The sequence below is a fragment of the Spiroplasma endosymbiont of Apeira syringaria genome (assembly GCF_964020205.1).
GTDB lineage: Bacteria > Bacillota_I > Bacilli_A > Mycoplasmatales > VBWQ01 > Spiroplasma_E > Spiroplasma_E ixodetis_A.
Window position 1 is genome coordinate 159,698 of the sequence record NZ_OZ026543.1, and the last position, 25,327, is coordinate 185,024.

The 25,327-nt window shown below is 24.2% G+C and carries 29 protein-coding genes and 1 pseudogene; 10 read left to right on the plus strand and 20 right to left on the minus strand.

The window, feature by feature from the left end; genetic code table 4:
- The first annotated feature begins 53 nt into the window (after positions 1-53).
- Positions 54-521, plus strand: a complete 468-nt coding sequence (locus AACL02_RS00990) for a hypothetical protein (protein ID WP_338978708.1) — start codon at positions 54-56, stop codon at positions 519-521.
- Between the two features lie 97 nt (positions 522-618).
- Here the strand turns inward: AACL02_RS00990 and AACL02_RS00995 are convergent, their stop codons facing one another.
- A complete protein-coding gene (locus tag AACL02_RS00995; protein ID WP_339042209.1) occupies positions 619-3,687 on the minus strand; it encodes a DNA polymerase III subunit alpha in 3,069 nt (1,022 codons plus the stop codon).
- Between the two features lie 338 nt (positions 3,688-4,025).
- Here AACL02_RS00995 and AACL02_RS12410 point away from each other — a divergent pair.
- Positions 4,026-4,202, plus strand: a pseudogene (locus AACL02_RS12410) (ankyrin repeat domain-containing protein); the annotation flags it as partial.
- Positions 4,203-4,210: 8 nt separating this feature from the next.
- On the opposite strand, the gene AACL02_RS01000 reads toward AACL02_RS12410, so the two are convergent.
- Complete coding sequence (locus AACL02_RS01000) at positions 4,211-4,366, minus strand: hypothetical protein (RefSeq protein WP_339042211.1); 156 nt, start codon at positions 4,364-4,366, stop codon at positions 4,211-4,213.
- Between AACL02_RS01000 and AACL02_RS01005 the strand changes: the two genes are divergently transcribed.
- Positions 4,312-5,133, plus strand: a complete 822-nt coding sequence (locus AACL02_RS01005) for an IS1595 family transposase (protein WP_339042213.1) — start codon at positions 4,312-4,314, stop codon at positions 5,131-5,133. The two genes, AACL02_RS01000 and AACL02_RS01005, sit on opposite strands and share 55 nt — an antisense overlap.
- Positions 5,134-5,850: 717 nt before the next feature.
- Here AACL02_RS01005 and AACL02_RS01010 read toward each other — a convergent pair.
- A complete protein-coding gene (locus AACL02_RS01010; RefSeq protein WP_339042215.1) occupies positions 5,851-6,252 on the minus strand; it encodes a hypothetical protein in 402 nt (133 codons plus the stop codon).
- Between the two features lie 24 nt (positions 6,253-6,276).
- Between AACL02_RS01010 and AACL02_RS01015 the strand changes: the two genes are divergently transcribed.
- Complete coding sequence (locus AACL02_RS01015; RefSeq protein WP_339043465.1) at positions 6,277-7,092, plus strand: IS1595 family transposase; 816 nt, start codon at positions 6,277-6,279, stop codon at positions 7,090-7,092.
- A gap of 53 nt (positions 7,093-7,145) precedes the next feature.
- Here AACL02_RS01015 and AACL02_RS01020 read toward each other — a convergent pair whose 3' ends face one another.
- From AACL02_RS01020 to AACL02_RS01040, 5 genes are all read right to left on the minus strand, one after another.
- Positions 7,146-7,907, minus strand: a complete 762-nt coding sequence (locus tag AACL02_RS01020; protein ID WP_339042217.1) for a tRNA sulfurtransferase — start codon at positions 7,905-7,907, stop codon at positions 7,146-7,148.
- Positions 7,908-7,930: 23 nt separating this feature from the next.
- Positions 7,931-9,619: a hypothetical protein gene (locus AACL02_RS01025; protein ID WP_339042219.1), complete on the minus strand. Its 1,689-nt coding sequence runs from the start codon at positions 9,617-9,619 to the stop codon at positions 7,931-7,933.
- 50 nt (positions 9,620-9,669) lie between these two features.
- Complete coding sequence (locus AACL02_RS01030) at positions 9,670-10,443, minus strand: type III pantothenate kinase (protein WP_339042221.1); 774 nt, start codon at positions 10,441-10,443, stop codon at positions 9,670-9,672.
- 2 nt (positions 10,444-10,445) lie between these two features.
- On the minus strand, positions 10,446-11,120 hold the full coding sequence (locus AACL02_RS01035) for a DNA integrity scanning protein DisA nucleotide-binding domain protein (RefSeq protein ID WP_339042223.1): 675 nt from the start codon (positions 11,118-11,120) through the stop codon (positions 10,446-10,448).
- A gap of 98 nt (positions 11,121-11,218) precedes the next feature.
- Positions 11,219-11,365: a hypothetical protein gene (locus AACL02_RS01040; RefSeq protein ID WP_339042225.1), complete on the minus strand. Its 147-nt coding sequence runs from the start codon at positions 11,363-11,365 to the stop codon at positions 11,219-11,221.
- On the opposite strand from AACL02_RS01040, the gene AACL02_RS01045 reads away from it, so the two are divergent.
- A complete protein-coding gene (locus AACL02_RS01045; protein WP_339042227.1) occupies positions 11,311-12,132 on the plus strand; it encodes an IS1595 family transposase in 822 nt (273 codons plus the stop codon). The two genes, AACL02_RS01040 and AACL02_RS01045, sit on opposite strands and share 55 nt — an antisense overlap.
- A gap of 148 nt (positions 12,133-12,280) precedes the next feature.
- Here the strand turns inward: AACL02_RS01045 and AACL02_RS01050 are convergent, their stop codons facing one another.
- Positions 12,281-12,433 (minus strand): hypothetical protein, encoded by a 153-nt coding sequence (locus AACL02_RS01050; protein ID WP_339042229.1) that lies wholly within the window; start codon positions 12,431-12,433, stop codon positions 12,281-12,283.
- 125 nt (positions 12,434-12,558) lie between these two features.
- Between AACL02_RS01050 and AACL02_RS01055 the strand changes: the two genes are divergently transcribed.
- A complete protein-coding gene (locus tag AACL02_RS01055; RefSeq protein WP_339043458.1) occupies positions 12,559-13,374 on the plus strand; it encodes an IS1595 family transposase in 816 nt (271 codons plus the stop codon).
- A gap of 514 nt (positions 13,375-13,888) precedes the next feature.
- Here AACL02_RS01055 and AACL02_RS01060 read toward each other — a convergent pair.
- The 3 genes from AACL02_RS01060 to AACL02_RS01070 all read right to left on the minus strand — a co-directional run bounded on the left by AACL02_RS01060 (position 13,889) and on the right by AACL02_RS01070 (position 16,210).
- Positions 13,889-14,692 (minus strand): Pr6Pr family membrane protein, encoded by an 804-nt coding sequence (locus tag AACL02_RS01060; protein WP_339042231.1) that lies wholly within the window; start codon positions 14,690-14,692, stop codon positions 13,889-13,891.
- 367 nt (positions 14,693-15,059) lie between these two features.
- Positions 15,060-15,638 carry a guanylate kinase gene (gmk, locus tag AACL02_RS01065; RefSeq protein WP_339042233.1) on the minus strand — a complete coding sequence of 193 codons (579 nt, stop codon included), beginning with the start codon at positions 15,636-15,638 and terminating at the stop codon, positions 15,060-15,062.
- Between the two features lie 14 nt (positions 15,639-15,652).
- The gene (locus AACL02_RS01070) at positions 15,653-16,210 is read right to left on the minus strand and encodes an RsmD family RNA methyltransferase (RefSeq protein WP_338976230.1); all 558 of its coding nucleotides are present in this window, start codon (positions 16,208-16,210) and stop codon (positions 15,653-15,655) included.
- 86 nt (positions 16,211-16,296) lie between these two features.
- On the opposite strand from AACL02_RS01070, the gene def reads away from it, so the two are divergent.
- Together def and AACL02_RS01080 are read left to right on the plus strand one after the other, a co-directional pair.
- The gene (gene def / locus AACL02_RS01075) at positions 16,297-16,902 is read left to right on the plus strand and encodes a peptide deformylase (RefSeq protein WP_339042235.1); all 606 of its coding nucleotides are present in this window, start codon (positions 16,297-16,299) and stop codon (positions 16,900-16,902) included.
- A 160-nt stretch (positions 16,903-17,062) separates the two neighbouring features.
- On the plus strand, positions 17,063-18,775 hold the full coding sequence (locus AACL02_RS01080; RefSeq protein WP_339042237.1) for a ribonuclease J: 1,713 nt from the start codon (positions 17,063-17,065) through the stop codon (positions 18,773-18,775).
- Positions 18,776-18,784: 9 nt separating this feature from the next.
- Here the strand turns inward: AACL02_RS01080 and AACL02_RS01085 are convergent, their stop codons facing one another.
- The 7 genes from AACL02_RS01085 to AACL02_RS01115 all read right to left on the minus strand — a co-directional run bounded on the left by AACL02_RS01085 (position 18,785) and on the right by AACL02_RS01115 (position 23,386).
- On the minus strand, positions 18,785-18,907 hold the full coding sequence (locus tag AACL02_RS01085) for a hypothetical protein (RefSeq protein WP_339042239.1): 123 nt from the start codon (positions 18,905-18,907) through the stop codon (positions 18,785-18,787).
- Between the two features lie 66 nt (positions 18,908-18,973).
- A complete protein-coding gene (locus AACL02_RS01090; RefSeq protein ID WP_339042241.1) occupies positions 18,974-19,330 on the minus strand; it encodes a hypothetical protein in 357 nt (118 codons plus the stop codon).
- A 42-nt stretch (positions 19,331-19,372) separates the two neighbouring features.
- A complete protein-coding gene (locus tag AACL02_RS01095) occupies positions 19,373-19,579 on the minus strand; it encodes a hypothetical protein (protein WP_339042243.1) in 207 nt (68 codons plus the stop codon).
- 137 nt (positions 19,580-19,716) lie between these two features.
- Positions 19,717-21,621 carry an ankyrin repeat domain-containing protein gene (locus tag AACL02_RS01100; protein WP_339042245.1) on the minus strand — a complete coding sequence of 635 codons (1,905 nt, stop codon included), beginning with the start codon at positions 21,619-21,621 and terminating at the stop codon, positions 19,717-19,719.
- A 20-nt stretch (positions 21,622-21,641) separates the two neighbouring features.
- Complete coding sequence (locus AACL02_RS01105; RefSeq protein ID WP_339042247.1) at positions 21,642-22,037, minus strand: GNAT family N-acetyltransferase; 396 nt, start codon at positions 22,035-22,037, stop codon at positions 21,642-21,644.
- A gap of 36 nt (positions 22,038-22,073) precedes the next feature.
- A complete protein-coding gene (locus tag AACL02_RS01110) occupies positions 22,074-23,024 on the minus strand; it encodes an IS30 family transposase (protein WP_339040235.1) in 951 nt (316 codons plus the stop codon).
- A 203-nt stretch (positions 23,025-23,227) separates the two neighbouring features.
- Complete coding sequence (locus tag AACL02_RS01115) at positions 23,228-23,386, minus strand: hypothetical protein (RefSeq protein WP_339042249.1); 159 nt, start codon at positions 23,384-23,386, stop codon at positions 23,228-23,230.
- 24 nt (positions 23,387-23,410) lie between these two features.
- On the opposite strand from AACL02_RS01115, the gene AACL02_RS01120 reads away from it, so the two are divergent.
- Positions 23,411-24,226 (plus strand): IS1595 family transposase, encoded by an 816-nt coding sequence (locus tag AACL02_RS01120; protein WP_339043467.1) that lies wholly within the window; start codon positions 23,411-23,413, stop codon positions 24,224-24,226.
- Between the two features lie 53 nt (positions 24,227-24,279).
- Here the strand turns inward: AACL02_RS01120 and AACL02_RS01125 are convergent, their stop codons facing one another.
- Complete coding sequence (locus AACL02_RS01125; protein WP_339042250.1) at positions 24,280-24,435, minus strand: hypothetical protein; 156 nt, start codon at positions 24,433-24,435, stop codon at positions 24,280-24,282.
- A gap of 22 nt (positions 24,436-24,457) precedes the next feature.
- Here AACL02_RS01125 and AACL02_RS01130 point away from each other — a divergent pair, with 22 nt between their 5' ends.
- The gene (locus tag AACL02_RS01130) at positions 24,458-25,234 is read left to right on the plus strand and encodes a hypothetical protein (protein ID WP_339042251.1); all 777 of its coding nucleotides are present in this window, start codon (positions 24,458-24,460) and stop codon (positions 25,232-25,234) included.
- Positions 25,235-25,327 lie beyond the last annotated feature (93 nt).

The following is a 25,327-nucleotide window of genomic DNA, read 5'->3' on the forward strand; positions in this document are numbered from 1 at the left end:
TTTCCTAACAAATAAAATTAACCTATAAATAAAATATAAGGAGATTTTTAAAAATGAAAATTCAGAAACTTAAAAAAATAAATTTAATAACACTATCACTATTGATTTTAACTATTTTGGTTATATTTACATCTTTAACCCTAATAGATTTTTTTAACATAAAAAATGATATAAAATATATTCCTTCTTTCTATAATTATTATCGAAAACAAGAAATAATAACAAAAGAAAATGGTTTTAATTTAATAAAAGAACGTGGTTTAATTTATATGTTAACTAATAATAAATTATATTTTTGTAAACATTACCTCTTCCAAAATATTGTTGAAAACTATAATCTTAAATCATTAGTACAACTAAAAATTGGAATTGTTTTTGCTATAATTTTAAGTCCAATTTTATTATTTATAACTATATTACTAATTTTTTTAAATATTTATTTAAAAATAAAAAAAGTAGATAATAACTTTTGAGATGCTATTGAAAATTGTGAAATTATTAATAATTATTATGTTCATTAATTTTTTATTTATTATTAGAAATTAAAGTAAGAAATTTAAAAACTATTGATTATATTTATTATTTAATATAGTAAGCATATAATTTTATCTATGCTTACTATAAATTTTTAATTACTCTTGATAAAATTAACTGAATATTATCATTATAAATTTCTACCTTTCCTTCCATTAAAATTACTTTATTAACTTGTAAATATTCTTGGTATATTTGATATAACTTTTCAAAAACCGTTACTTCAATAACATTACTATCATTTTGCATTTCAAAGAAAGCCATTAATTTTTTAGTTTTAGTTTTAATTACTCTAATATTATTGATAACTCCATATACTCTAACATGTTGATCAACATAATTATTAATATATGCTAAATCAATAGCTTTATTATGAGGATCTAATTGTTCTTTTCATAGTAATTTAGGATTATATTTTAAATAAAGTCCTAATGCACGATGTTCATTAATACTATTATTATTTCAATCATCTTCTCTTTGTAACATAATTGGTTTAGCAATTAAATTAAAATTTAATGATAATTCGCCACTAGTTTCATCTTTTACCTGCACCATATTGGCATATTCTAATGCAGCATCCAAGTTTAATAATAACATTGTTCGATTTGATTGAATATCATCTAAAGCACCAGCGGCAATTAAATGTTCAATGTTTTTACGATTCAAACCAATAAATATTGCTCGAGCACAAAAATTAAAAAAATCTTGAAAAAATCCATTACTAGTACGTTCTTTAATAAGATTACTACAACTACCTTGACTCATTTGCTTAATTGCTTGTAAACTATAACGAATAGCTTTTTTAGCATCATCAATTAAAAAATCAATGCCAGAAAATTGAATTGATGGTGGTAAAACTTTAATTTGATATTTTTGACATTCATTCAAATATTGTAAAATTTTTTGATCATTACCAATAACACTACTTAATAACGATACCATAAATGCCAATGGATAATTTGCTTTTAAATAAACTAAATAATAACTAATTAATGAATAAGCAACAGCATGAGATCGATTAAATCCATAACTAGCAAATTTTTCAATATCTTCTCATATTTTCTTAACAACTCTTGATGAATAACCTCTATTAACAGCACTTTTAACAAATGAGTTTGCTTGTTCTTTCATAACTGTAGTATCTTTTTTACTAATTGCACGACGAATTAAATCAGCTTTTCCTAATGAATAACCAGCAACTTTCTGTAAAATTAATAATATTTGTTCTTGATAAATAATAATGCCATAAGTTGATGCTAAATAAGGTTTTAAATCTTCATGAATATACGTAACTTTTTGTTTTCCTAATTTACGATTAATATAATCTTGAATGTACTCTTGTGGTCCAGGACGAAATAAAGAAGAACTAGCAATAATATCTTCTAAGCTATCAACTTTCATTTTAATTAAAATTTGACGCATTCCTGAAGATTCCAATTGAAAAATACCGGTTGTATCACCATTTTTAATAATGCTAAAACTTTTTTCATCATTTAAAGGAATTTGAGATAATTTTAAATTTAAAAAATAATGTTTACTTACTTGTTGTAAAATATTTTGCAAAATAGTTAAATTACGTAATCCTAAAATATCCATTTTTATCAAACCAAGAGCTTCTAGGGTTTGCATTGGAAATTGCGTTTGATAAATACCTTGAAATCCTAATTGTAATGGAATAGCAGTAACTAATGGTGCACTTGTAATAACGATTCCTGCTGCATGAGTACTAGTTTGTCGTGGAAAACCAAGAATTTCTTTGGTTAAAGTAAACAATAAAGGATACTTATTTGCATATCATGCTAATTTTGGTGATTGTTTAATAGCCATATCTATTTCAAAATTATATTGAATTGGTATTAATTTTGTCATTTCATTAATATCTTCAATATTAACTTGAAAAACTCTTCCCAAATCACGAATTGCCATTTTACTAGCAATTGTTTGAAAAGTAACAATATATGCAACATGTTCTTTGCCATATTTTTGATGAATATATTTAATAACTTCATCTCTTCTTGTATCTTCAAAATCGATATCAATGTCTGGTAATGATATTCGTTCTTGATTTAAAAATCTTTCAAAAATTAAATTATAAGCAATAGGATCAACACCAGTAATTCCTAAAACATATGCCACTAAACTACCAGCAACACTTCCTCTACCTGGTCCAACCATTATATTCTTGCTTTTTGCAAATTTAACATAATCATTAACAATTAAAAAATAATCAGCAAAACCCATTTCATTAATTACTTGTAATTCATATAAAACTCTTTTAACGTATGTTTCAGGAATTTCACGACTTTGAAAATGCGCTTCTAATCCCTGCTTACATAATTCTTGCAAATATAAATTACTAGTAAGATTATTAGGGCAAGTAAATTTTGGTAAACTTAATTCTGCACTATTTGGCTTATTTTTAGGAAATTTTAAATTACATAATCAAATAACCTTTTCAATGTTTTCAATAATTTCATTTGGATAATGTTGCATTAAATCTTGTTTAGTTTTATATAAAAACTCATTACTTTTTGATAAATCTTCTGATTTTAATGTTTTTTGTTCTTTAATAGCTTGTAAAATTTGATAAATACGATGTTGTTTTTCATCTAAATATAAAACCAAATCAATTGGAATAATATTAGATGTAATCGATTTTAATAAAGTAATATTATCCATATCACTAGGTACTAAACCAAAACAAACTAGTTCATGACCTGTTGAATTTAAAATATCATAATTATTTTTAATATATCTAATATTTTTGTTATTAGCATGAATAATAACTAAAACTTCACGTGTTTGATTAAGATATTTTTTTACATCATTAGTAGTAACAATATTATTATTAGTACTAATAATAGTAGAAAGTTCTATTAATCTTTGATAACCAGCATATGAAGTTGCCATAATAGTTAATTCAACTTTATCACTAGCACTTTCTCAAACGCAATTTAAACCAATTAATGGTTTAATTTCATTCTCTATACATAAATTACAAAATTCATAAGCACCATACATTATATTTTTATCTACTAAAGATAGAACTTTTAAATTATTTTTTTTAGCAAATTCAATATAATCACTTATTTTAATAGTTGATGAAAGAAATGAATAATTAGAACGAACATTTAAATTAACTATATATTTCATACTATCCCCTACAATTCTTGAATGACTTATATTACAAGTTAATTTTAACATCATTTTATCTTGCTAGGTTATTCTTAAGTTATTTTTTTCAATACAAAACTATTTAAAACACTTAAAATAAACTTTTTTAGAAATAAAATTTATATTAAAAAAGAAAAAATAAACATTATTTTTTTCAATAATTAATAATAAATAACTTGGAAAAATTATAATATATTTTTTGCATATTAAAACCAATAATATGATAAAATCTGCATAAACTTAATATAAGTTTTCAACTTATTACTTCATTTTAAAGTAAGTGAGTTTGTTATTTTTAATCAAATAAGGAGAAAAAAATGGAAATTCAAAATATTAATTTAATAAAAGCTGCTAAAAGTGGTGATCTACAAGTAATTAAAAAAATAATTAAAAATGGTGGCAATGTTAATTATATATGCGATGATATAACCGCTTTAATATGAGCAGCGCAAAATGGTCATTTAGATGTAGTTAATATCTTAATAGATAATGATGTTAATATTTATCATGTAGTTAAAAATAGACCTGATCCTTGAATATTAAATAATATTAATGGACAAATAATTATCGGACTTCTCCCCACATGTACTTGTGGAGGGAATAATGAAACTGAATGAATTCAACAATGCTTTTCAAACTGAACAGCAATGTCTTGCATATATAGCAAATTTGAAAGAAAACAAATGTATTAGGTGTTTTAATTTTAATTTGAATACTTCTGATTTAAAAAGAATGAGATGTTTAAAATGTAATCAAACATTTAGCATTCTCACAGGCACCATATTTTCAAGGTCACAAACATCTTTAACATCTTGGTTTTATCTTATCTTTAGATGAATAAACACCAAACATGGAATTCCATCAACATATATTGCAAAAGAATTGGGAGTGACTTTGAAAACTGCTTGAAGAATGACTCATAAAATCAGAACACGTATTGCAAAACAAAAACCTCAATTTATTGTTGAAGGTACAGTGCAAATTGATGAAATGTATCTTTCACATATGGGTTTTAAAAAACAAGGAAGATCCTTGGTGAATAAAACCTTGATTGTTGGCATTTATCAAAAAACAACCAATAATTTAATTGTGAAAGTATTGAAAAACGCAAAGAGTAAAAATCTTTTGCAGTTTGCAAAAAACCACATTTCTTCAAAATGTCTTGTATATACTGATTATTGAAAAGGATATTGCGATTTTAAATCAGTTTTCACTAAGCATGAAACAGTTAACCATCAAGATGGCTATGTTTCAAAAATTGGTGTAAATACCAACCAAATTGAATCAGTTTGAAAACATATAAGAAGAACATTTAAAACACATATCAAAGTTGCAAAACATCATGTTCATTTATATGCTAAAGAAGCTGCATATAAATTCAACAAGATACCTAGTTTTGAAACTGTAATTCTATGTTTGATTTAAAAATGTGGGGAGAAGTCCGTAGATAGGCTTTTCTCAGCATTTATGTGATAAAATTAAAATAGTACATAAAGGGAGAAAAGCCATAATTATAGCCAAATATTTAAAAACAAATGGTTATTATAACTACTAGATACTATTGAAAATGGTGATACAGCTTTAACAATAGCTGCTAAAAACAAACACCCAAAAATAGTTGAAAGATTAGCCTATCAAATTTATGAACAAGAAATAAAGCAACGATATAAATTTGTATTACCTACTATTCTTAATGTTACAACCAATAAAAATAATTTTGAAGTTAAATCTCTTCAAGAATTAGCAAATGAAGTACAAAAAATAACAACCAATATTGATTTTAGAGAACCAAATCCATATCAAAAATTACAAATAAATTTAAAACTTGCTCAATTAGAAATTGATAAGAAAAAAATAAATGAAATCAATAAAAGAATTGAAAAAACAAAATTATTAGTAAATGAAATAAATGCAATCGATTTACAAAATCAAGCTTCAACAAGTAATCAAAATACTTATTGTAATATTTTATAGTTTACTATTAAAAAATAACAAAAAGAGTGAAGTTTCACTCTTTTTTTATATTTAAAGTAAATAAACTACAATTTATTAAAACTATTAAATTATTAATAAATTTATTTATATTTTTTCAATATCTTTAAAACTATTTATTAAAATTTGTTCTCAATCAATTATTTGCTTTTAATCATTTTCTAAAAGTTCACATTCTTTAATCTTTGGTTGTGTAACAGGGTTTTTGGGAACAAATAATGAACAACAATCAGCGAATGGTAAAATTGATGTTTCATAAGTACCAATTTTTTTAGCAAGATTAATAATATCAACTTTATCTTCGGCAATTAAACTACGCAAAATTGGTAAATTGCTAACAATATTAATAGCATTAATACTTGCTAATGTTTGTGAAGCAACCTGACCAATTGCTTCACCAGTTGCTAATGCTTGAATTTTATATTTTTCTGCAAATAAACTAGCAATTCTAATAAACATTCTACGCATTAAAGTAATACGATAACTTTCTTTCTTAATATGACTTAATTCATTTTGCAAGTTAGTAAAATTGCAACGGACTTCTCCCCACATGTACTTGTGGAGGGAATAATGAAACTGAATGAATTCAACAATGCTTTTCAAAATGAACAGCAATGTCTTGCATATATAGCAAATTTGAAAGAAAACAAATGTATTAGGTGTTTTAGTTTTAATTTGAATACTTCTGATTTAAAAAGAATGAGATGTTTAAAATGTAATCAAACATTTAGCATTCTCACAGGCACCATATTTTCAAGGTCACAAACATCTTTAACATCTTGGTTTTATCTTATCTTTAGATGAATAAACACCAAACATGGAATTCCATCAACAGATATTGCAAAAGAATTGGGAGTGACTTTGAAAAATGCTTGAAGAATGACTCATAAAATCAGAACACGTATTGCAAAACAAAAAACTCAATTTATTGTTGAAGGTACAGTGCAAATTGATGAAATGTATCTTTCACATATGGGTTTTAAAAAAAAAGGAAGATCCTTGGTGAATAAAACCTTGATTGTTGGCATTTATCAAAAAACAACCAATAATTTAATTGTGAAAGTATTGAAAAACGCAAAGAGTAAAAATCTTTTGCAGTTTGCAAAAAACCACATTTCTTCAAAATGTCTTGTATATACTGATTCTTGAAAAGGATATTGCGATTTTAAATCAGTTTTCACTAAGCATGAAACAGTTAACCATCAAGATGGCTATGTTTCAAAAATTGGTGTAAATACCAACCAAATTGAATCAGTTTGAAAACATATAAGAAGAACATTTAAAACACATATCAAAGTTGCAAAACATCATGTTCATTTATATGCTAAAGAAGCTGCATATAAATTCAACAAGATACCTAGTTTTGAAACTGTAATTCTATGTTTGATTTAAAAATGTGGGGAGAAGTCCGTAGATAGGCTTTTCTCAGCATTTATGTGATAAAATTAAAATAGTACATAAAGGGAGAAAAGCCAATTGCAAATATATAAATTTTTACTACCAGCATTATAAGGTGCTAAAATTTGAACTAAAGTTTCTACTTTTTTTAATGCTGTTGGTAAAGTAAAAGGTGGAGTAGCAAAATGTAAATATTGAACTTGTAATCCTCGTTTCATTAATTTATATGCTGCTACAGGGGAATCAATACCACCGCTCAATAATAATAACACTTTCCCTGAACTACCTACTGGAAATCCACCAGCACCAATAATTTTATTTGCAAATAAATAAATATCATCGTTATTAACTTTGATATTTATTTTTAAATCATGATTAGTAACATTAACTTTTAAATCTGTTTTCTTTAAAATTATAGAAGCTATAATTTTAACTATTTGTTCTGAATTTAATGAAAAACTCTTATCACTACGACTAACAAAAAGTTTAAATGTTTTAAAATTTGTTAGATCTTGACTTAAAATTAATGATATTACTTTTTCTGATAATATTTCCATATTTTTAGCAATTATAAAAGTAGGTGATAATGAACTAATACCAAATATTTTCACCAAAATATTAATAACATCATTCATTACATCAAGAGATAAATTGGTTAGTTCCATCCGATCATGAAAATGAATAATATTTATTTGTTTATAATCACTAAGAGCATACTTAATATTTATTTTTAATTGTTTAATAAAATCAATCCGATTTTTACTTTTAGTTGTTAATTCACCATAACGAATAATAATAATTGGTACCATTTAATTTTCCTCTTTTTTAAAATTTATTCAATTAATTCCAATAATAATGTTAATGCTTTTTGATTATGATTATTAGTGATATTATTTTCAATTTCATTAAATTTACTATTAAGTTGCTGATTAATTGAACGATGACGATTAGCATAAACAAGAGTTAAATGTGATAATTTATGAATAGTAATTTCCATTTTTAATTCAGTATAAAGATGAAAAATTTTATTTTGTAAATCATTAAATTTACTAAAAGAAGAATTATCATAATTTCCATTTTTAAAATTTAAAATAGTATCATTTATTAAATATTGTAAATCACTAAACTTTTCTTTATAAATTTCATTTAAATAATAAAAATTAATATTATTTAAAATATTATCAATTTGTAACATCATTGAATTGATTTTATCAACATAAGTTTTAAATTTAATTTTTGCTTTATTTTGTTCATTCAACAATTTATTATACTCTTTTAAACTATTAAAAACAACAATACTATTTTCAAATAACGCCGCTAATAACATCACTAATGTTTCATAACTAGTATTTTTTATTGATTTTTGATATTCTATGATTAATAAATTATCAAAATGATTAACAGTAGCAAGTTGTTTATTAATAATAGTTTCTAAGTTAGTTATTTTGCTATTTTCTATCATTTTAGAATTAATTTTATTTGAAAGAGCAATTTCATTTTTAATAGTTTCAAATATTTCATTAAAATTAAAACTCATAACTAAAAATTTTTCATAATTTTGTTTAAAAATATTATAAAATATTTGTTCTTTATCAATTTTATTACTAAAAGTGGCAATTAATTTTAATATTTCTTGAGTGTTAACCTTAGCTTTTTTGTATTGTAAATTATTAATTTGTTTATTAATAAAACTTAACTTTTCATCAACGTTTGCTACTAATTGTTCGTATTGTAAAAGTAAAGTATTATTTATTTTTATCATTTGATATTTATTTTTTAAGGCAGCCATTTTCTGTTTAATTTCATATGTTATAATATAACGAAGTGTTGGTAAATTATCTAAAATTTCTGCCAATGTTACAACAGCAATCGCAATCTCACTTAAAATAGTAATAATTTGACTAACATTAATAGCATTAATATTTGTTTCTAATTCTTTAAACATATCATTAATTATCTTAATAACTTCATCTAATTGTTCTCGATTAAGATCGTTTTGTAAATTAATTTTGATCATTTGATCTTGTAAATAATTAAAATTTTGTTTAAAAAATAATTGATATTCTCGTAATAATTGATCAATACTAATAAAATAATCTATTTCAATTGTTAATAACTGCAACTGATTTTTTAAATTATTACTATTATTATGCATTCTATACATTAATTTATATCTTTTTCATAATTCTTTATTATTTTGTAATTTTAAAATTTGAATATAATTTTTAAAAACCTTATTTAAATCTTTTTTTAAAAAAAGATTATAACGACTAATTCAAATTCCTAAAATAGAACTATATTGTTCATTTGCTTGTACCATTTGATTAATACGATTTAATCTTTCTTTAATATTAATATTTTGAATATATTGCAAATTTTTATAAACCATAAATTGTTTATTTTTATACGAACTAAAAATTACTAATAAACTTGTTAAAACGATAATAGTAAAAATTAATAAACTAATAATAGTTATTATAATAATTTGTGCACTAGTTAATTTATAAATTTTTATTAACATTAACATAGTTTTTTTCTCCTTTCCTTATATTTTAAATATATTAAAAGATATTAATCTTTTATTTTATTATTACTTCTAAAATATTTAATAATATCAACTAAACCTAAAAATAACATTTGTGGTTCATAAATATAAGAAAAATCAAAATAAGATTTTAAAATTGGTACACTACCTCCTGTTAAAATTACAGGTAAACTAATATTTGTTTCATTTTGAATCCTAACAACTATACTATTAATCATTGCACTAAAACCATAACCATAACCAATTGATAAAGCATGATTAGTATTTTTACCTAACATTGATTGATAATGTTGCATTTCAAAATCGACAAGTAAAGCAGCATTATCAATCAATGCATCTTTACTTGTACTAAATCCAGGTCCAATAATAACGCCAACCAAAACATCATTAACAACAATACTATAGGTAGTAGCAGTTCCCAAACTAACAACTATCGCATTGTGATACTTAGTATAAGCAGCATATGATAATGCTATCAAATCACTACCTAATTGGCGATTTTCTAAATTAATTTTTAAAGGTAAAGAACTTAGCAAATTAAAATCAACAATTAACGGTTTTAAATTATATGTAAAAACAATTAATTTTTCTATTATTATTAAAAAATTTGGAACAACACAACTAATAACAGCTTCTTCAAAATGTAATTTTTTATTTAATTTAAATGCTTTTTTCAATTGATCAATTGCAGTTTTACTTTTGGTTTCTATTACTGCTCATTGTTCAATAATTTCACTATCATAAATCATAGCAATCTTAATTAATGTATTACCAATATCTAATAATAACAAACTTTTCATTATTATACTTGTTGAACCATTTCTTTAGTTGAAGCTAATTCATCATATAGTGTACGAACAAGATTATTTAAGTTTTCAACTTGTAAAAACTTACCACTACGAGCTATTGAAACAGAACCATTAGTTTCACTGACAATAACTGATACTGCATCGGTTTGCTCTGATATTCCAATAGCAGCACGATGACGTGAACCAAATTGACTAGATATTTTTTTATTAGTTAGTGGAAAATAAGTAGAGGCACATTCAATACGACCTAAACGAATAATAACTGCACCATCATGCAATGGTGAACCTTTAATAAAAATAGACTGTAATAGTTGTGAAGTAACTTCACCATCAATTTTTACTCCCAAATCAGTATATTCATTTAATGAAACATTCCTTTCAATAGTAATTAGTGCTCCAATTTTTTCTTCTGCTAATTTAATCACTGCTTCTGCTAAAACACTTGCTAACATTCTCTTTTCTGAAGTTGCTAGTAGTTTCATATGAGATTTATTTCTTGTTGTTCATCAAACTTTTTTACTACGAATAAAAGTATTCATAACTATTAAAATAAGAATTGTCATTAATAAAGAAATGGTTATTCCAAATAAAACCGCTATTTCAGCAATAACTGTTCCAATATCTGCTGAAATTACAGTCGAAATAATATTTAACGGTAATACACTCATATTAAATACCACCATTCCTTTATTTTTTGATTCCACTACTTTAATTATAAAGTAAAAAAATTATTTTTGATATTATTAGTATAACAACTTATCATAATTTACAAAATACTCCTTTTAAATTTATTTTTAAAAAGAGTATTAATATTACTAATAATCGGACTTCTCCCCACATGTACTTGTGGAGGGAATAATGAAACTGAATGAATTCAACAATGCTTTTCAAACTGAACAGCAATGTCTTGCATATATAGCAAATTTGAAAGAAAACAAATGTATTAGGTGTTTTAGTTTTAATTTGAATACTTCTGATTTAAAAAGAATGAGATGTTTAAAATGTAATCAAACATTTAGCATTCTCACAGGCACCATATTTTCAAGGTCACAAACATCTTTAACATCTTGGTTTTATCTTATCTTTAGATGAATAAACACCAAACATGGAATTCCATCAACAGATATTGCAAAAGAATTGGGAGTGACTTTGAAAACTGCTTGAATAATGACTCATAAAATCAGAACACGTATTGCAAAACAAAAACCTCAATTTATTGTTGAAGGTACAGTGCAAATTGATGAAATGTATCTTTCACATATGGGTTTTAAAAAACAAGGAAGATCCTTGGTGAATAAAACCTTGATTGTTGGCATTTATCAAAAAACAACCAATAATTTAATTGTGAAAGTATTGAAAAACGCAAAGAGTAAAAATCTTTTGCAGTTTGCAAAAAACCACATTTCTTCAAAATGTCTTGTATATACTGATTCTTGAAAAGGATATTGCGATTTTAAATCATTTTTCACTAAGCATGAAACAGTTAACCATCAAGATGGCTATGTTTCAAAAATTGGTGTAAATACCAACCAAATTGAATCAGTTTGAAAACATATAAGAAGAACATTTAAAACACATATCAAAGTTGCAAAACATCATGTTCATTTATATGCTAAAGAAGCTGCATATAAATTCAACAAGATACCTAGTTTTGAAACTGTAATTCTATGTTTGATTTAAAAATGTGGGGAGAAGTCCGTAGATAGGCTTTTCTCAGCATTTATGTGATAAAATTAAAATAGTACATAAAGGGAGAAAAGCCCTAATAATTTTAGATTTTACCTTATATAAGTTTATAAAATTATTATTTGTTAATTATCTTTATTTACTATAAATTTGGTACAGTGTTATGAACATTATTTTTATTTACTACCGATAATGTTGGTAAATTCTCATTTACTTCTGCTTTTATTAAAAAATCATTATCACTATCTTTACTATTTTCTCTTGAAGATAATTTTTTTTTTAATTGTATTATCATTTTTAATGCATTTGATAGTTTTGCTAATTCCTTTAAAGATAAAAATACTTCTTACAATATTTTTTAAGAAATGAAATTTATTAACGGACTTCTCCCCACATGTACTTGTGGAGGGAATAATGAAACTGAATGAATTCAACAATGCTTTTCAAACTGAACAGCAATGTCTTGCATATATAGCAAATTTGAAAGAAAACAAATGTATTAGGTGTTTTAATTTTAATTTGAATACTTCTGATTTAAAAAGAATGAGATGTTTAAAATGTAATCAAACATTTAGCATTCTCACAGGCACCATATTTTCAAGGTCACAAACATCTTTAACATCTTGGTTTTATCTTATCTTTAGATGAATAAACACCAAACATGGAATTCCATCAACAGATATTGCAAAAGAATTGGGAGTGACTTTGAAAACTGCTTGAAGAATGACTCATAAAATCAGAACACGTATTGCAAAACAAAAACCTCAATTTATTGTTGAAGGTACAGTGCAAATTGATGAAATGTATCTTTCACATATGGGTTTTAAAAAACAAGGAAGATCCTTGGTGAATAAAACCTTGATTGTTGGCATTTATCAAAAAACAACCAATAATTTAATTGTGAAAGTATTGAAAAACGCAAAGAGTAAAAATCTTTTGCAGTTTGCAAAAAACCACATTTCTTCAAAATGTCTTGTATATACTGATTCTTGAAAAGGATATTGCGATTTTAAATCAGTTTTCACTAAGCATGAAACAGTTAACCATCAAGATGGCTATGTTTCAAAAATTGGTGTAAATACCAACCAAATTGAATCAGTTTGAAAACATATAAGAAGAACATTTAAAACACATATCAAAGTTGCAAAACATCATGTTCATTTATATGCTAAAGAAGCTGCATATAAATTCAACAAGATACCTAGTTTTGAAACTGTAATTCTATGTTTGATTTAAAAATGTGGGGAGAAGTCCGTAGATAGGCTTTTCTCAGCATTTATGTGATAAAACTAAAATAGTACATAAAGGGAGAAAAGCCTTTATTAATCTTTATCAATAAAAATACTATACATTAATTGTCTTTAATCATTTCTTTTCTATATTTTTTTATTTAGTTTTTATCTAATATTTTTTAAATTCTCTTTTCATAACGTAAAAATACTTTACGTTATAATCTACTTTTTAATTATAAATAGTACTTTTAGCAAATTATTTTGTTATATTCTTTGATTTAACTTTATTATTTTTATTTAAATTTATGACTAACACAATTATGCCTGTTTTGTTTTTAAAAATGAATACACACTTAAAGATTATTCTAAACCTACATTAATTGTTAACCTTTATTATAAATTAATAATATTAGTATATTAAAGTATTCTATAATTAAAATTAACAAATATAATAATTGTAATCTCTTTTCATAAAACTATAAACCAAACGAAACACGATCATAGCAAGATTTGTTTTTTTATTTTGTCGTATCATTTAAATAATATGTATGATATTTTCGTTTTAATTGTTTTAAATTAATTAAATTAAATAAAGTTGAAATACTAAAAATAATCAAAATAATTAATAATGCAGTTATTAATAATCATATAGCCCCTGGAATACCATAAAAAGATTTGTGAATGTTTAAAAAGAAATATTGATAAGCTCAAACCTTTCCTGCTTGTCAACGAAATTCACCACGAATTAACATTATAACTGCTCAAATAACTGGATAAATATAGTACATTCACATACGCTTTTTTCAAAATTCTTTAGTTGTGAAAACACTACCTTGTTCTCTTGGCATAATAAAAAAGTAAATAATCATTATAATTGGAACTACCATATGTTGGACAATATTAGTAAATCATGCATAAAAGGTTTGTAGTTTATTTACTAAAGTTGGTAATAACATAACATTAAAAACAATACCTGTAATAGTAATAAAAGTTGTTACTGCTAAAGTCATATATTGGCCAAATCATTTACTATTAATTCTACCTTCTTGTTCTCAAAAAATAGCAGATGATATTAATCAAATAATAACAAAAACATTAGTTTGAATTGTAAAAAAAGAAAAATAATTTAAAATAAAATCTCCTTTATCTTCAGTAAATCACATTCAATTTCTAGCATCTTTTTTTTGTTGATCAGTTACAGTAATTCCATTAATTAAAGGTGATAATAATCCATATAATAAAACTGCTAGAAAAAATAAACCAAAACCTAATTTAAAATAAAATTTTCAATCCTTAATACAATCATATCAACTTAAATCCATAATATACTTCCCCCTTTGTTTAATTGTAACACTTATTAGTTTTTAATAATTTTTAATACCAAAACTTATTTCAACACTTTTTTTCTTTTAGCACTACTTATAATTTTTACTTTTTATTAATCCAAAAATACAAATTTTGGCTGATTCTGGTTACCAAAATTACAAAAAAATCATAAAAAACATTTTTAACATTTAAAAAGTTTACAAAAAACCTATTGCTTTAAAATTAAAGAAATAGGATTTAAAATAAACTTGATATTAAGTTTATAAAATTATTGTAATATAGTTTTCTATACCATTATATTTTTATACAAATTAACATCGTTAAATGTTTTTAATATTTAATTCTAAACTATCAAATCAAAAACTAATTAATATTATTTTTAATAATATCTGTTATTTCTTTAACAGCAATATCTAAGTCATCGTTAATAATAATATAATCATATTCATGTTGAACTTTAAATTCTTCTTTTGCTTTATTTAACCTTTTCTCAATAATTGCTTCTGACTCACTAGCACGCATACGAATTCTTTGTTCTAATTCTTGATAAGAAGGAGGCATAATAAAAATACTCATAATATCATTGCGATGTTCATAATTTTTTAAAACTTGACTAGCACCATCAACCTCAATTTCTAAAATAACATTATAACCTTGATTTTGCAAATTTAAAACATAACTCTTACTAGTACCATAGTAATTACCAATAAAATTTGTATATTCTAAAAAATCATTACCTTTAACATGATTTAAAAAAGTTGATACATCAACAAAAAAATAATTAATGCCATCTTGTTCTTTATTACGTGGTTTTCTTGTTGTCATCGAAACTGAATATGCTAAATTTAATGATTTATCAGCAAATAATTTAGCAATAATTGCACCCTTACCAACACCACTTGGTCCAGAAAGAATAATTAATTTTCCTTTTTTTTGTGCCATTTAGATTCTACTTTCTACTTTTCATAAAATTGAATTATTTTAATATATATTTTACCGTATTTTTTATTAGATACTACTTTAAAATGGAAATTTAATTGTAAATTTTCAAGTGGTACATTTGTTTCTAAAACAATTAAAGCATTATTAGCAAGTAAATTATTTTTATAAAAGAAATCAATAATTCACTGTTGACAAGTAATATTTACAAACGGTGGATCAATAAAAACAATATCACACTGTTGTACTAGTGTTTTACTAAAAATTTGATAATCCAAATTACTTAATTTAACTTGTTCTTGTAAATTACAAGCAAAACAATTTTGATTAATAATATTACAAGCAGCTTTGTTAATATCATTTGCAAAAGCAAATTTTGCCCCTCGTGATAAACTTTCAAGAATTAAATTACCACTTCCAGCAAATAAATCAACAACAATTTTATCTTCAAAACTACAATAATTTAACATAATATTAAAAATATTTTCTTTAATTCGATTTAATGTTGGCCGTGTTGATAAACCATCTAAAGTAATTATTTTTTTTCCTTTTAATTTTCCAGCAATAATTTTCATGTTTTCTCCAAAATTTAGTTTATAATAACTTTATCATTAAATTTGATAAAAGCAAATTAGTTTAATTTATTATTTATTACAAACTGATGAAAGGATCTGCAATGTTAAACAAATTACAAAACGAAGTACCATCAGCATCTTTAATTACTGAAGATACAAAAGCTAGTTTATTAAAACCTTGTGCTGATGTTATTTTACCCTTAACACCTAAAGATGAAAATATTATGAAACGTATGATTGATTGAGTAAAAGCATCACAAGATAAAGAATTTAATGCTAACAACATTTTAACCGAAGCTATTGGTATTGCTGCACCACAAATTGGAGAAAATATAAAAATGTATTATATTTTATTACCAATTCCTGATAAAAATGAAAAGATTATTTACTATGAACATGCATTAATAAATCCAAAAATCATTGGTAAAAGCGAACAAATAGCTTATTTAAAAAAAGGTGAAGGTTGTTTAAGTGTAACTAATCACCCTCATGAAGGTTTAGTTCCACGTAGTTATAAAATCAACGTTACAGGTTATGACTATTTAAAAAAGAAAAAAGTAACTTTAACTGTTAGAGGTTATGAAGCAATTGTTTTTCAACATGAGCAAGACCATTTAGAAGGAAAACTCTTTTATCATCACATTAATAAGGATAATCCTTGACTTAATGATGATAAATGGATTATGATATAAACTAGAATGATAAACTTAAGTTTTTAAATTGTTTTATTATGGTTAAATATAATATACCAAATAAGTAATAAGTAAAAACATGATTAAATTCATTACATTTTTTTATGTTATGTTTTATGTTATTTTCTTATAATTTTAAAATGAATGAAGGAGAAAAAATATGAGTGATAAATCGACAAAAAATACTATACCAGTTAAAAAGTTCGTCACGAAAATCTTTGCGCTTGGTGGGCTAGAAGAAGTTGGAAAAAATACTTATGTAATTGAACAAGATAATGAAATTATTATTATTGATGCTGGAGTAAAATTTGCTGATGCTTCTATGCCAGGAATTGAAGCAGTAATTCCTGATTATAGCTACCTAAAAGAAAATAAACATAAAATTAAAGGAATATTTATTACTCATGGTCATGAAGATCATATTGGTGGTATACCATACTTATTAAAAGAAATTAGTGATATTCCGGCTATCTACGCTCCTAATTTAGCAGCAGCTTTAATTCGTCATAAAATTAAAGACAAAGGGATAAAATCAAAAATAAAAATAAATATTGTTGATGGTAATAGTAAAATTAAAACTAACAGATTTATTATTAGTTTCTTTGCTGTTAATCATTCAATTCCTGATGCATATGGAATTTGTGTAGAAAATTCAAATGGAACTGTTGTAACAACAGGTGATTATAAATTCGATTGAACACCTTTAGGTCATAAAGCAGATATTGATAAAATGGCACAAATGGGTCAAAAAGGAGTAACATTATTTTTAGCAGATTCAACCAATGCTGAAGTACCCGGTTATACAATGACAGAAATGCTTGTTGTTAAAAGAATTAGTGAAATATTTGCTAAAGCGAAGGGCAGAATTTTAATTTCTACTTTTGCTTCTAATGTACACCGTTTACAACAAATTATTGAAGTTGCAACAAAACATAATAGAAAAGTTATTGTTGTTGGAAGAAGTTTAGAAAGAATAGTTAATGTTATTCGTCAAATGGGACATTTAAAAGTTCGCGATAGTTCATTTATTAAAGCAGAAGAAGCTAAAAAATATGATAATAATCAAATTGTTATTATTTGTACGGGTTCCCAAGGTGAACCAATGGCAGCATTATCAAGAATTGCTAATCGCGAACATCGTCAAATAAAAATTATACCCGGTGATACAGTAATATTCTCTTCATCGGCAATTCCTGGTAACCGTGCTGACGTTGAAAGAGTAGTTAATAAACTAACACGACTTAGTGCGATTGTTGAAGAAAATTCACCATTAAATTGATTACATACTTCTGGTCATGCTTCACAAGAAGAACAAAAACTAATGTTAAATTTAATTAAACCATCATACTTTATGCCAATGCATGGTGATTATAGAATGTTAAAAGTTCATAAAGAAACAGCTGTATCAATTGGAATCCCTGAAGAAAATATATTTATTTGTGCTAACGGTGATCCAATTATTATGGATAATGGTAAATGTTCTTTAAGTGATAAACGCATTGCTGCTGATCCTATTTATGTTGATGGTGGTAAAGATATGTCAGGAGTAACAACTGCTGCAGTAGTCCGTGATAGACAAATTCTTTCTAAAGATGGTTTAATTGCAATTGTTGTTTCTATTGATTCACAAAATAATAAATTATTAGCACCACCAACGTTTATTTCTCGCGGTTCTTTCTATGTTCGCGATGCAGCACCTTTAGTATCTGAAGCAATATCATTATTAACAAAATCTATTAATGAAGTATTAAAAAGCGAAAGACCTACTTTTGCCACAATAAAAAATGCTATCAAATCAACATTAGCACCTTATATATTTAAAAAGAAAAGAAGAAACCCTTTAATTATTCCTGTTATATTAAATAAAAAATAGTTTTAAAAACTATTTTTTATTTTTTTGATATATTTTATTAAAATAAGGCTTTTCTCAGCATTTATGTGATAAAATTAAAATATTACATAAAGGGAGAAAAGCCTTTTTGGATTCCAAAGATTGTTTTAACATTATCTTTAGAATTATCTAACATTGAAGTCAAATCACTCTTAATTTGAAATTTACTTACTGATTGGCCTACTTTAAATTCACTTTGAAAATTACTATTAAAATCTGTTTTTTAATTGGAAAAATATCATGATTAATTACTCCATTTGGACTTGTTTTTGTAACTACTTTATATTTATCAGTTTTTGTAACACCATTTGTAAACATTATATTATATGAACCTTTTACAATATAAAAATCATTTTTCTGTGTTACTGGATTTAAATCAACATTAATATTTGAAATAATAGTAGTTACATTATTTAATTCTGTTTTATTAAAAATAGCATCTTCTAATTTTGTGCCACTATCAATTTTAATATTTAAAACATTTTTTAAAAATTGAAAACTTTCTTCATCTTTAGCTTTTTTATCATTTTTAATCAAATTTATTACCTTAATATTAGTTGTATTGATTTTTCAAGTTACTTATGATTTATCATTTTCATCAATATTAATAGTAGGCATTAATAATCCTTCACCAGTAGCATTAGTCAATTTTAAACCTTGTGAAACTTTTGCATTTAATAAATTTTCTTCGAAATCTTGATTATCACATGAAATAACTGAGCTTGTGCTAACTGTAGTTAAAGCAACTGCCGACATTAATCTTAATACCGATTTTATAATATTCATATTTTTCTCCTCAATCTTTAAATCTTTTTTACTATACCTATTATATATAATTTTTGTTATATTACATTAATTATTATTTTATTATGATTTGAGTGTTTACTTAAAATTTAATCTGTATAATTAAATGAAAATTACCTTTATATTTGTAAAGTTTTTTTATTATTAATTGTTAAAAAAGTATTATCATCTTCAATTAAATTTATGTTATTTTTAAAATAATCAAAAGCATCAATAGCAACTTCATCTACATCATAATAATAATTTATAATGTTAAATCTATTTTTATTAGCATTTTTATCTTTTTTATTTAAAAGTTTAATAAAACAAGATTCTTTTCTTGATAATAAATCAATATTTTTTTCTAAAAATATTTTATCTTCTTCATTTATTTGAACTTTTGATTTAATTGCTAAAGCATTTTCTTTTTTTAGTAACATACAAGCATGATTTCATGCCGAATTCCCCGAACTATCTTTATAATCAATATCAACCGGTAATTTTGTTACTAAATAAGTTACTAATTTTTGTCAATCATTTAATACTGCTATATGCAATAATGAATAATTTTCCTCTTCAAATTTTAGACTATTAATAAATTCTTTTTTAAAAAAAAGATTTAGTTGTCCATCAATATTTTTGGTTTTTTTATTAATATAATCTTCATAATTTTGCAATATTTTAATAAATTTTCTTTCTATTTTTTTTGAATAAATTCTTTCTTTATTTTTAATAAAAATAATATTCATTTTATTTATCATTTTTTTAACATTTAATAAATTTTCTCTTTTTAAACTATTTACTTCAATAATTATCTTTTTTATCTGTCAATGATTATATTTGGTTGCAAATAATAAAGCAGTATTGCCATTTACATCTACATCATCAATATTAGCATTATGTGCTAATAAAGTTTTAACTATATCCAAATGTCCATTTTTAGCAGCAACAATTAAAGCGGTTTCTTCAATTATATTTTCATGATTAACATTAGCGCCATTTTTGATTAAATTATTAACTATTTCTAAATGACCTTTTTCAGCAGCTCACATTAAAGCACTCAAACCATCAATAGTTACATGATTAACATTAGCGCCATTTTTGATTAAAGTATTAACTACATCTAAATGACCTCTACCAGCTGCAGCAATTAAAGCAGTATAACCACAAATTTTTGTTATAGAATAAACATTTGCACCTTTATTTAATAACAAATTAACTACTTCTAAATGACCATTCCTCGCAGCCCACATTAAAGGCGTATCACCATTTTCATTTATACAATTAACATTAGCTCCCAATTCTAATAAAGTTCTGACTATTTCTAAATGACCATTCCTCGCAGCCCACATTAAAGGCGTATAACCAAACATATTTTTTCTATTAACATTAGGATAATTTGTTAATAAGGCATTAGCTATTTCTAAATAATTAGATTTAATTGCTAATATTAAAGCAGTATTACCATTTATAGAGACATGATTAATATTAGCGCCATTTGCTAGTAAATCATTAACTATTTCTGTATATCCATTTTTAGCAGCCACTAACAAAGCAGTTTCGCCATATCGATTTTCATGATTAACATTAACATTAAGTGTTAATAAAGTTTTAACTATTTCCAAATTTCCATTTTCAGTACTTAAAATTAAAGCAGTATTACCAAATTGATCCTCACAACTAACATTAGCATTATGTTCTAATAAAACATTAACTATTTTTGTATATTTTTTTTTAGCAGCTAAGATTAAAGCAGTATTACCATTTACAGATATGTAATTAATATTAGCATTATGTTCTAATAAAACATTAACTATTTCTAGATAACCTTTTTCAGCGGCCCACATTAAAGGCGTATAACCAGTTCTATCAATATAATCAATATTAATATCATATTTTAATATTTTATTAACTACATCTAACTTTTTATTTTTAATAGCATCTATCATTTTTGCTTCTTTGTTATTAATATTTATATTTATTCCAAATATTTCTCTAACTCACTCCAACATATTCTTTTCCTTTCATTGTTTTTTTAAAAACAATGTATTTAAAATATTATTTTTTAAAATTTACCTTCATTATATATTTTTTTCTCCATTTTACAATGTTTAATACCAGCGTCCAAAAATATTTCAGAACAAACTTTATAACCCAAATTTTTATAAAAATTTAGTGCTTGAATTTGGGCATAAAGAGATATAACTTTAAATTGATTTTTAATTGCAACTTTTTCCATAAATTCCATTAATTTTTTACCAATACCCAATTTACGATATTCTTGCAATATACACACTCTTTCAATCTTTACAATATCTTCAACTTTTCGCATTCTACTAGTAGCTATTGGTTTATTATGATCATCAAAAACTAAAAAGTGAATCGATACATCTTCAAATTGATCAATTTCTTCTTCAAAAGGAACCTTTTGCTCATTAACAAAAACTTTTTTTCTAATCAAAAATGCTTGTTCGCTAAATTGTAAAGGTAAGTGCAACTAAATTATTTTTCTATCCAAATATTCTATCGGTGAAAGATAATTTAGTATTTTTCTTGGTCTTTGGTTTAAAGACAATATAAATTTATGAACTTCATTTTTACAAGTTTTTGAAAAATTAAATTTTTTAGGAAATTTTTCTCTAATTAAACCATTAGTATTTTCATTAGTACCTCTTTGTCAAGGTGAATATGGATTTGCAAAATAAATTTTCACATCTAAATTTTTTTCAAGTTGTTGTCAATTTGAAAATTCTTTACCACGATCAAAAGTAATGGTTTTAACAATATTTTTAGGAAGAATTGATAAATAATGGCTAATATTTTTGTTAATAACTTTAGTAGTTCTGTTTTTAACTAATATTGCTAAAGTAAATCGTGATACTCTTTCAACTAAAGTTATTAAACATTTTTTACTTTTGCCTCGTGATGATACTATAGTATCTCCTTCTCAATGACCAAGTGTTATACGATCATTAATATTAAGATCTCTTTCTTTAATTGATTTGCTATTGAATTTGCCACGATTTTCTTGAGATTTGCGTTTTTTGCCTTTTCTTCTTAAATTTTTACTAGTAACTTGATCAAGCAATCCAGAATAAATTCAATTGTAAATTGTTTTAAAACTAATAACTCATTGTTTATGAAAATTTTTAATTCTGCCATAAATTTGTTCAGGTGATCAGCCTAATAATAGTTTTTGTTGCACATATTTTACTAAATCTTTATTTTTAAACTTATGAAAAAAAATATGTGATTGTTTTCTATTTTCAGCTTTATTTTGTGCAATCAATGAAAAATAATTACTATTATCTTGATTTCTATTAATTTCTCGAATAATAGTACTAATATTTCGATTAAGATTTTTAGCTATTTCACTAATTTTAACTTTAAATTTCAATTGATTCTCAATATAAATTCTTTCATCTACGCCAAGATGTTTATAACTCATATAAAAACTCCTTACTTTTTTTATAAAATAAATTTAGCATTATGAAATTTTTATATGAGAATTTTTTTGCAATTTTATTTACTTGCACTTACAAGTATAATTCAGCAATATTTTAAATTAATTATATAATTAATTTTTAAATTTAATTTAACAATTAGTAAATTTTACCAATTAATAAGTGAATTTTTAATTAGTGCTATAATTTAAGTAAGCGATTTTAAAAAATATTTTTTTTGGGGGAGGGAATAAATTTTGGAAGTACAAAAAATTCAATTTAAAAAATTACGACCGCATAATTTTTTGGGAGGGCAATATTTTGTTTTATTATTTTTTTGAATAATATTTCGGACTTCTCCCCACATGTACTTGTGGAGGGAATAATGAAACTGAATGAATTCAAAAATGCTTTTCAAACTGAACAGCAATGTCTTGCATATATAGCAAATTTGAAAGAAAACAAATGTATTAGGTGTTTTAGTTTTAATTTGAATACTTCTGATTTAAAAAGAATGAAATGTTTAAAATGTAATCAAACATTTAGCATTCTCACAGGCACCATATTTTCAAGGTCACAAACATCTTTAACATCTTGGTTTTATCTTATCTTTAGATGAATAAACACCAAACATGGAATTCCATCAACAGATATTGCAAAAGAATTGGGAGTGACTTTGAAAACTGCTTGAAGAATGACTCATAAAATCAGAACACGTATTGCAAAACAAAAACCTCAATTTATTGTTGAAGGTACAGTGCAAATTGATGAAATGTATCTTTCACATATGGGTTTTAAAAAACAAGGAAGATCCTTGGTGAATAAAACCTTGATTGTTGGCATTTATCAAAAAACAACCAATAATTTAATTGTGAAAGTATTGAAAAACGCAAAGAGTAAAAATCTTTTGCAGTTTGCAAAAAACCACATTTCTTCAAAATGTCTTGTATATACTGATTCTTGAAAAGGATATTGCGATTTTAAATCAGTTTTCACTAAGCATGAAACAGTTAACCATCAAGATGGCTATGTTTCAAAAATTGGTGTAAATACCAACCAAATTGAATCAGTTTGAAAACATATAAGAAGAACATTTAAAACACATATCAAAGTTGCAAAACATCATGTTCATTTATATGCTAAAGAAGCTGCATATAAATTCAACAAGATACCTAGTTTTGAAACTGTAATTCTATGTTTGATTTAAAAATGTGGGGAGAAGTCCGTAGATAGGCTTTTCTCAGCATTTATGTGATAAAATTAAAATAGTACATAAAGGGAGAAAAGCCTAATATTTATTACATTACTAATTACTGCATTAGTCTTATTTTTAAATGAAAGAACAAGAATTGATAAAGAAAATAATGTTAAAGAACTACTAGAACAAATTGCTAACGCAAAACAAGAAAGTGACAAAACTCCTTTCTATAAAAAATTAATGGCTATTTATTATCCATTAATTGATTTTTCATTAATGTCATTTATTTTTACTCAACATGATGATGCACCAATAAGTGACTGAGGAAGTGCATGAACACAACGTTTAAATAGTATTAATACTGCTTATTCATATATCTTTATTACAATTTTAATCGCTTTAATTGCTTTACTTTTTTATATTATTATAATCATTAAACTTTATCGTCGTCGAGCATTTCAAAGAAAATATGGTTTAACAACTCAATTTGCAAATGATTATCCAATTTATGATATTAAAATGTATCTAGGTTTTACAGTTAATTTAGCTATTGTTTTTAGTTTTTTCAATTTTCTAACAACTATCATTGTATTAATTTATGGTATTATCTTGGTATTAACTTCTTATTTCTTTTGATATATTTTAAAAATTAAAACAGAAATATTAATTATGCATAAATGATGAAAAACACCAAACTTTGCTTTATTTTTATCTGTTATTTTATTCCAAAATGGTTATACTTTATTAAAATCAATATTTGCTCAAAAGTTTAATGTTAACTTAGACTTAATTTTATCAATTATTTTACCAATTGGAACAATTACCATCTTTATTACCTTATTAATCAAAAATATGCTTAATTCACAAGTTACAGCAGTAAAAAATGCTATTAAAACAATTGGTGCTAAAATTAGTGCTTTTCAAATTTTCTATTATACACAAAAAGAAAAATCTTTAGAAGACTACATGTTTGTTAGTCAGTTGAAAACATCTTGTACTAATACCATTACAAAATAATAGCATTAACACCAAACAAGCAGTAATGCTAATGGCAACTATTGATGAAACAATAATATTTTTTAAAGGCTTTTCTCCCTTTATGTACTATTT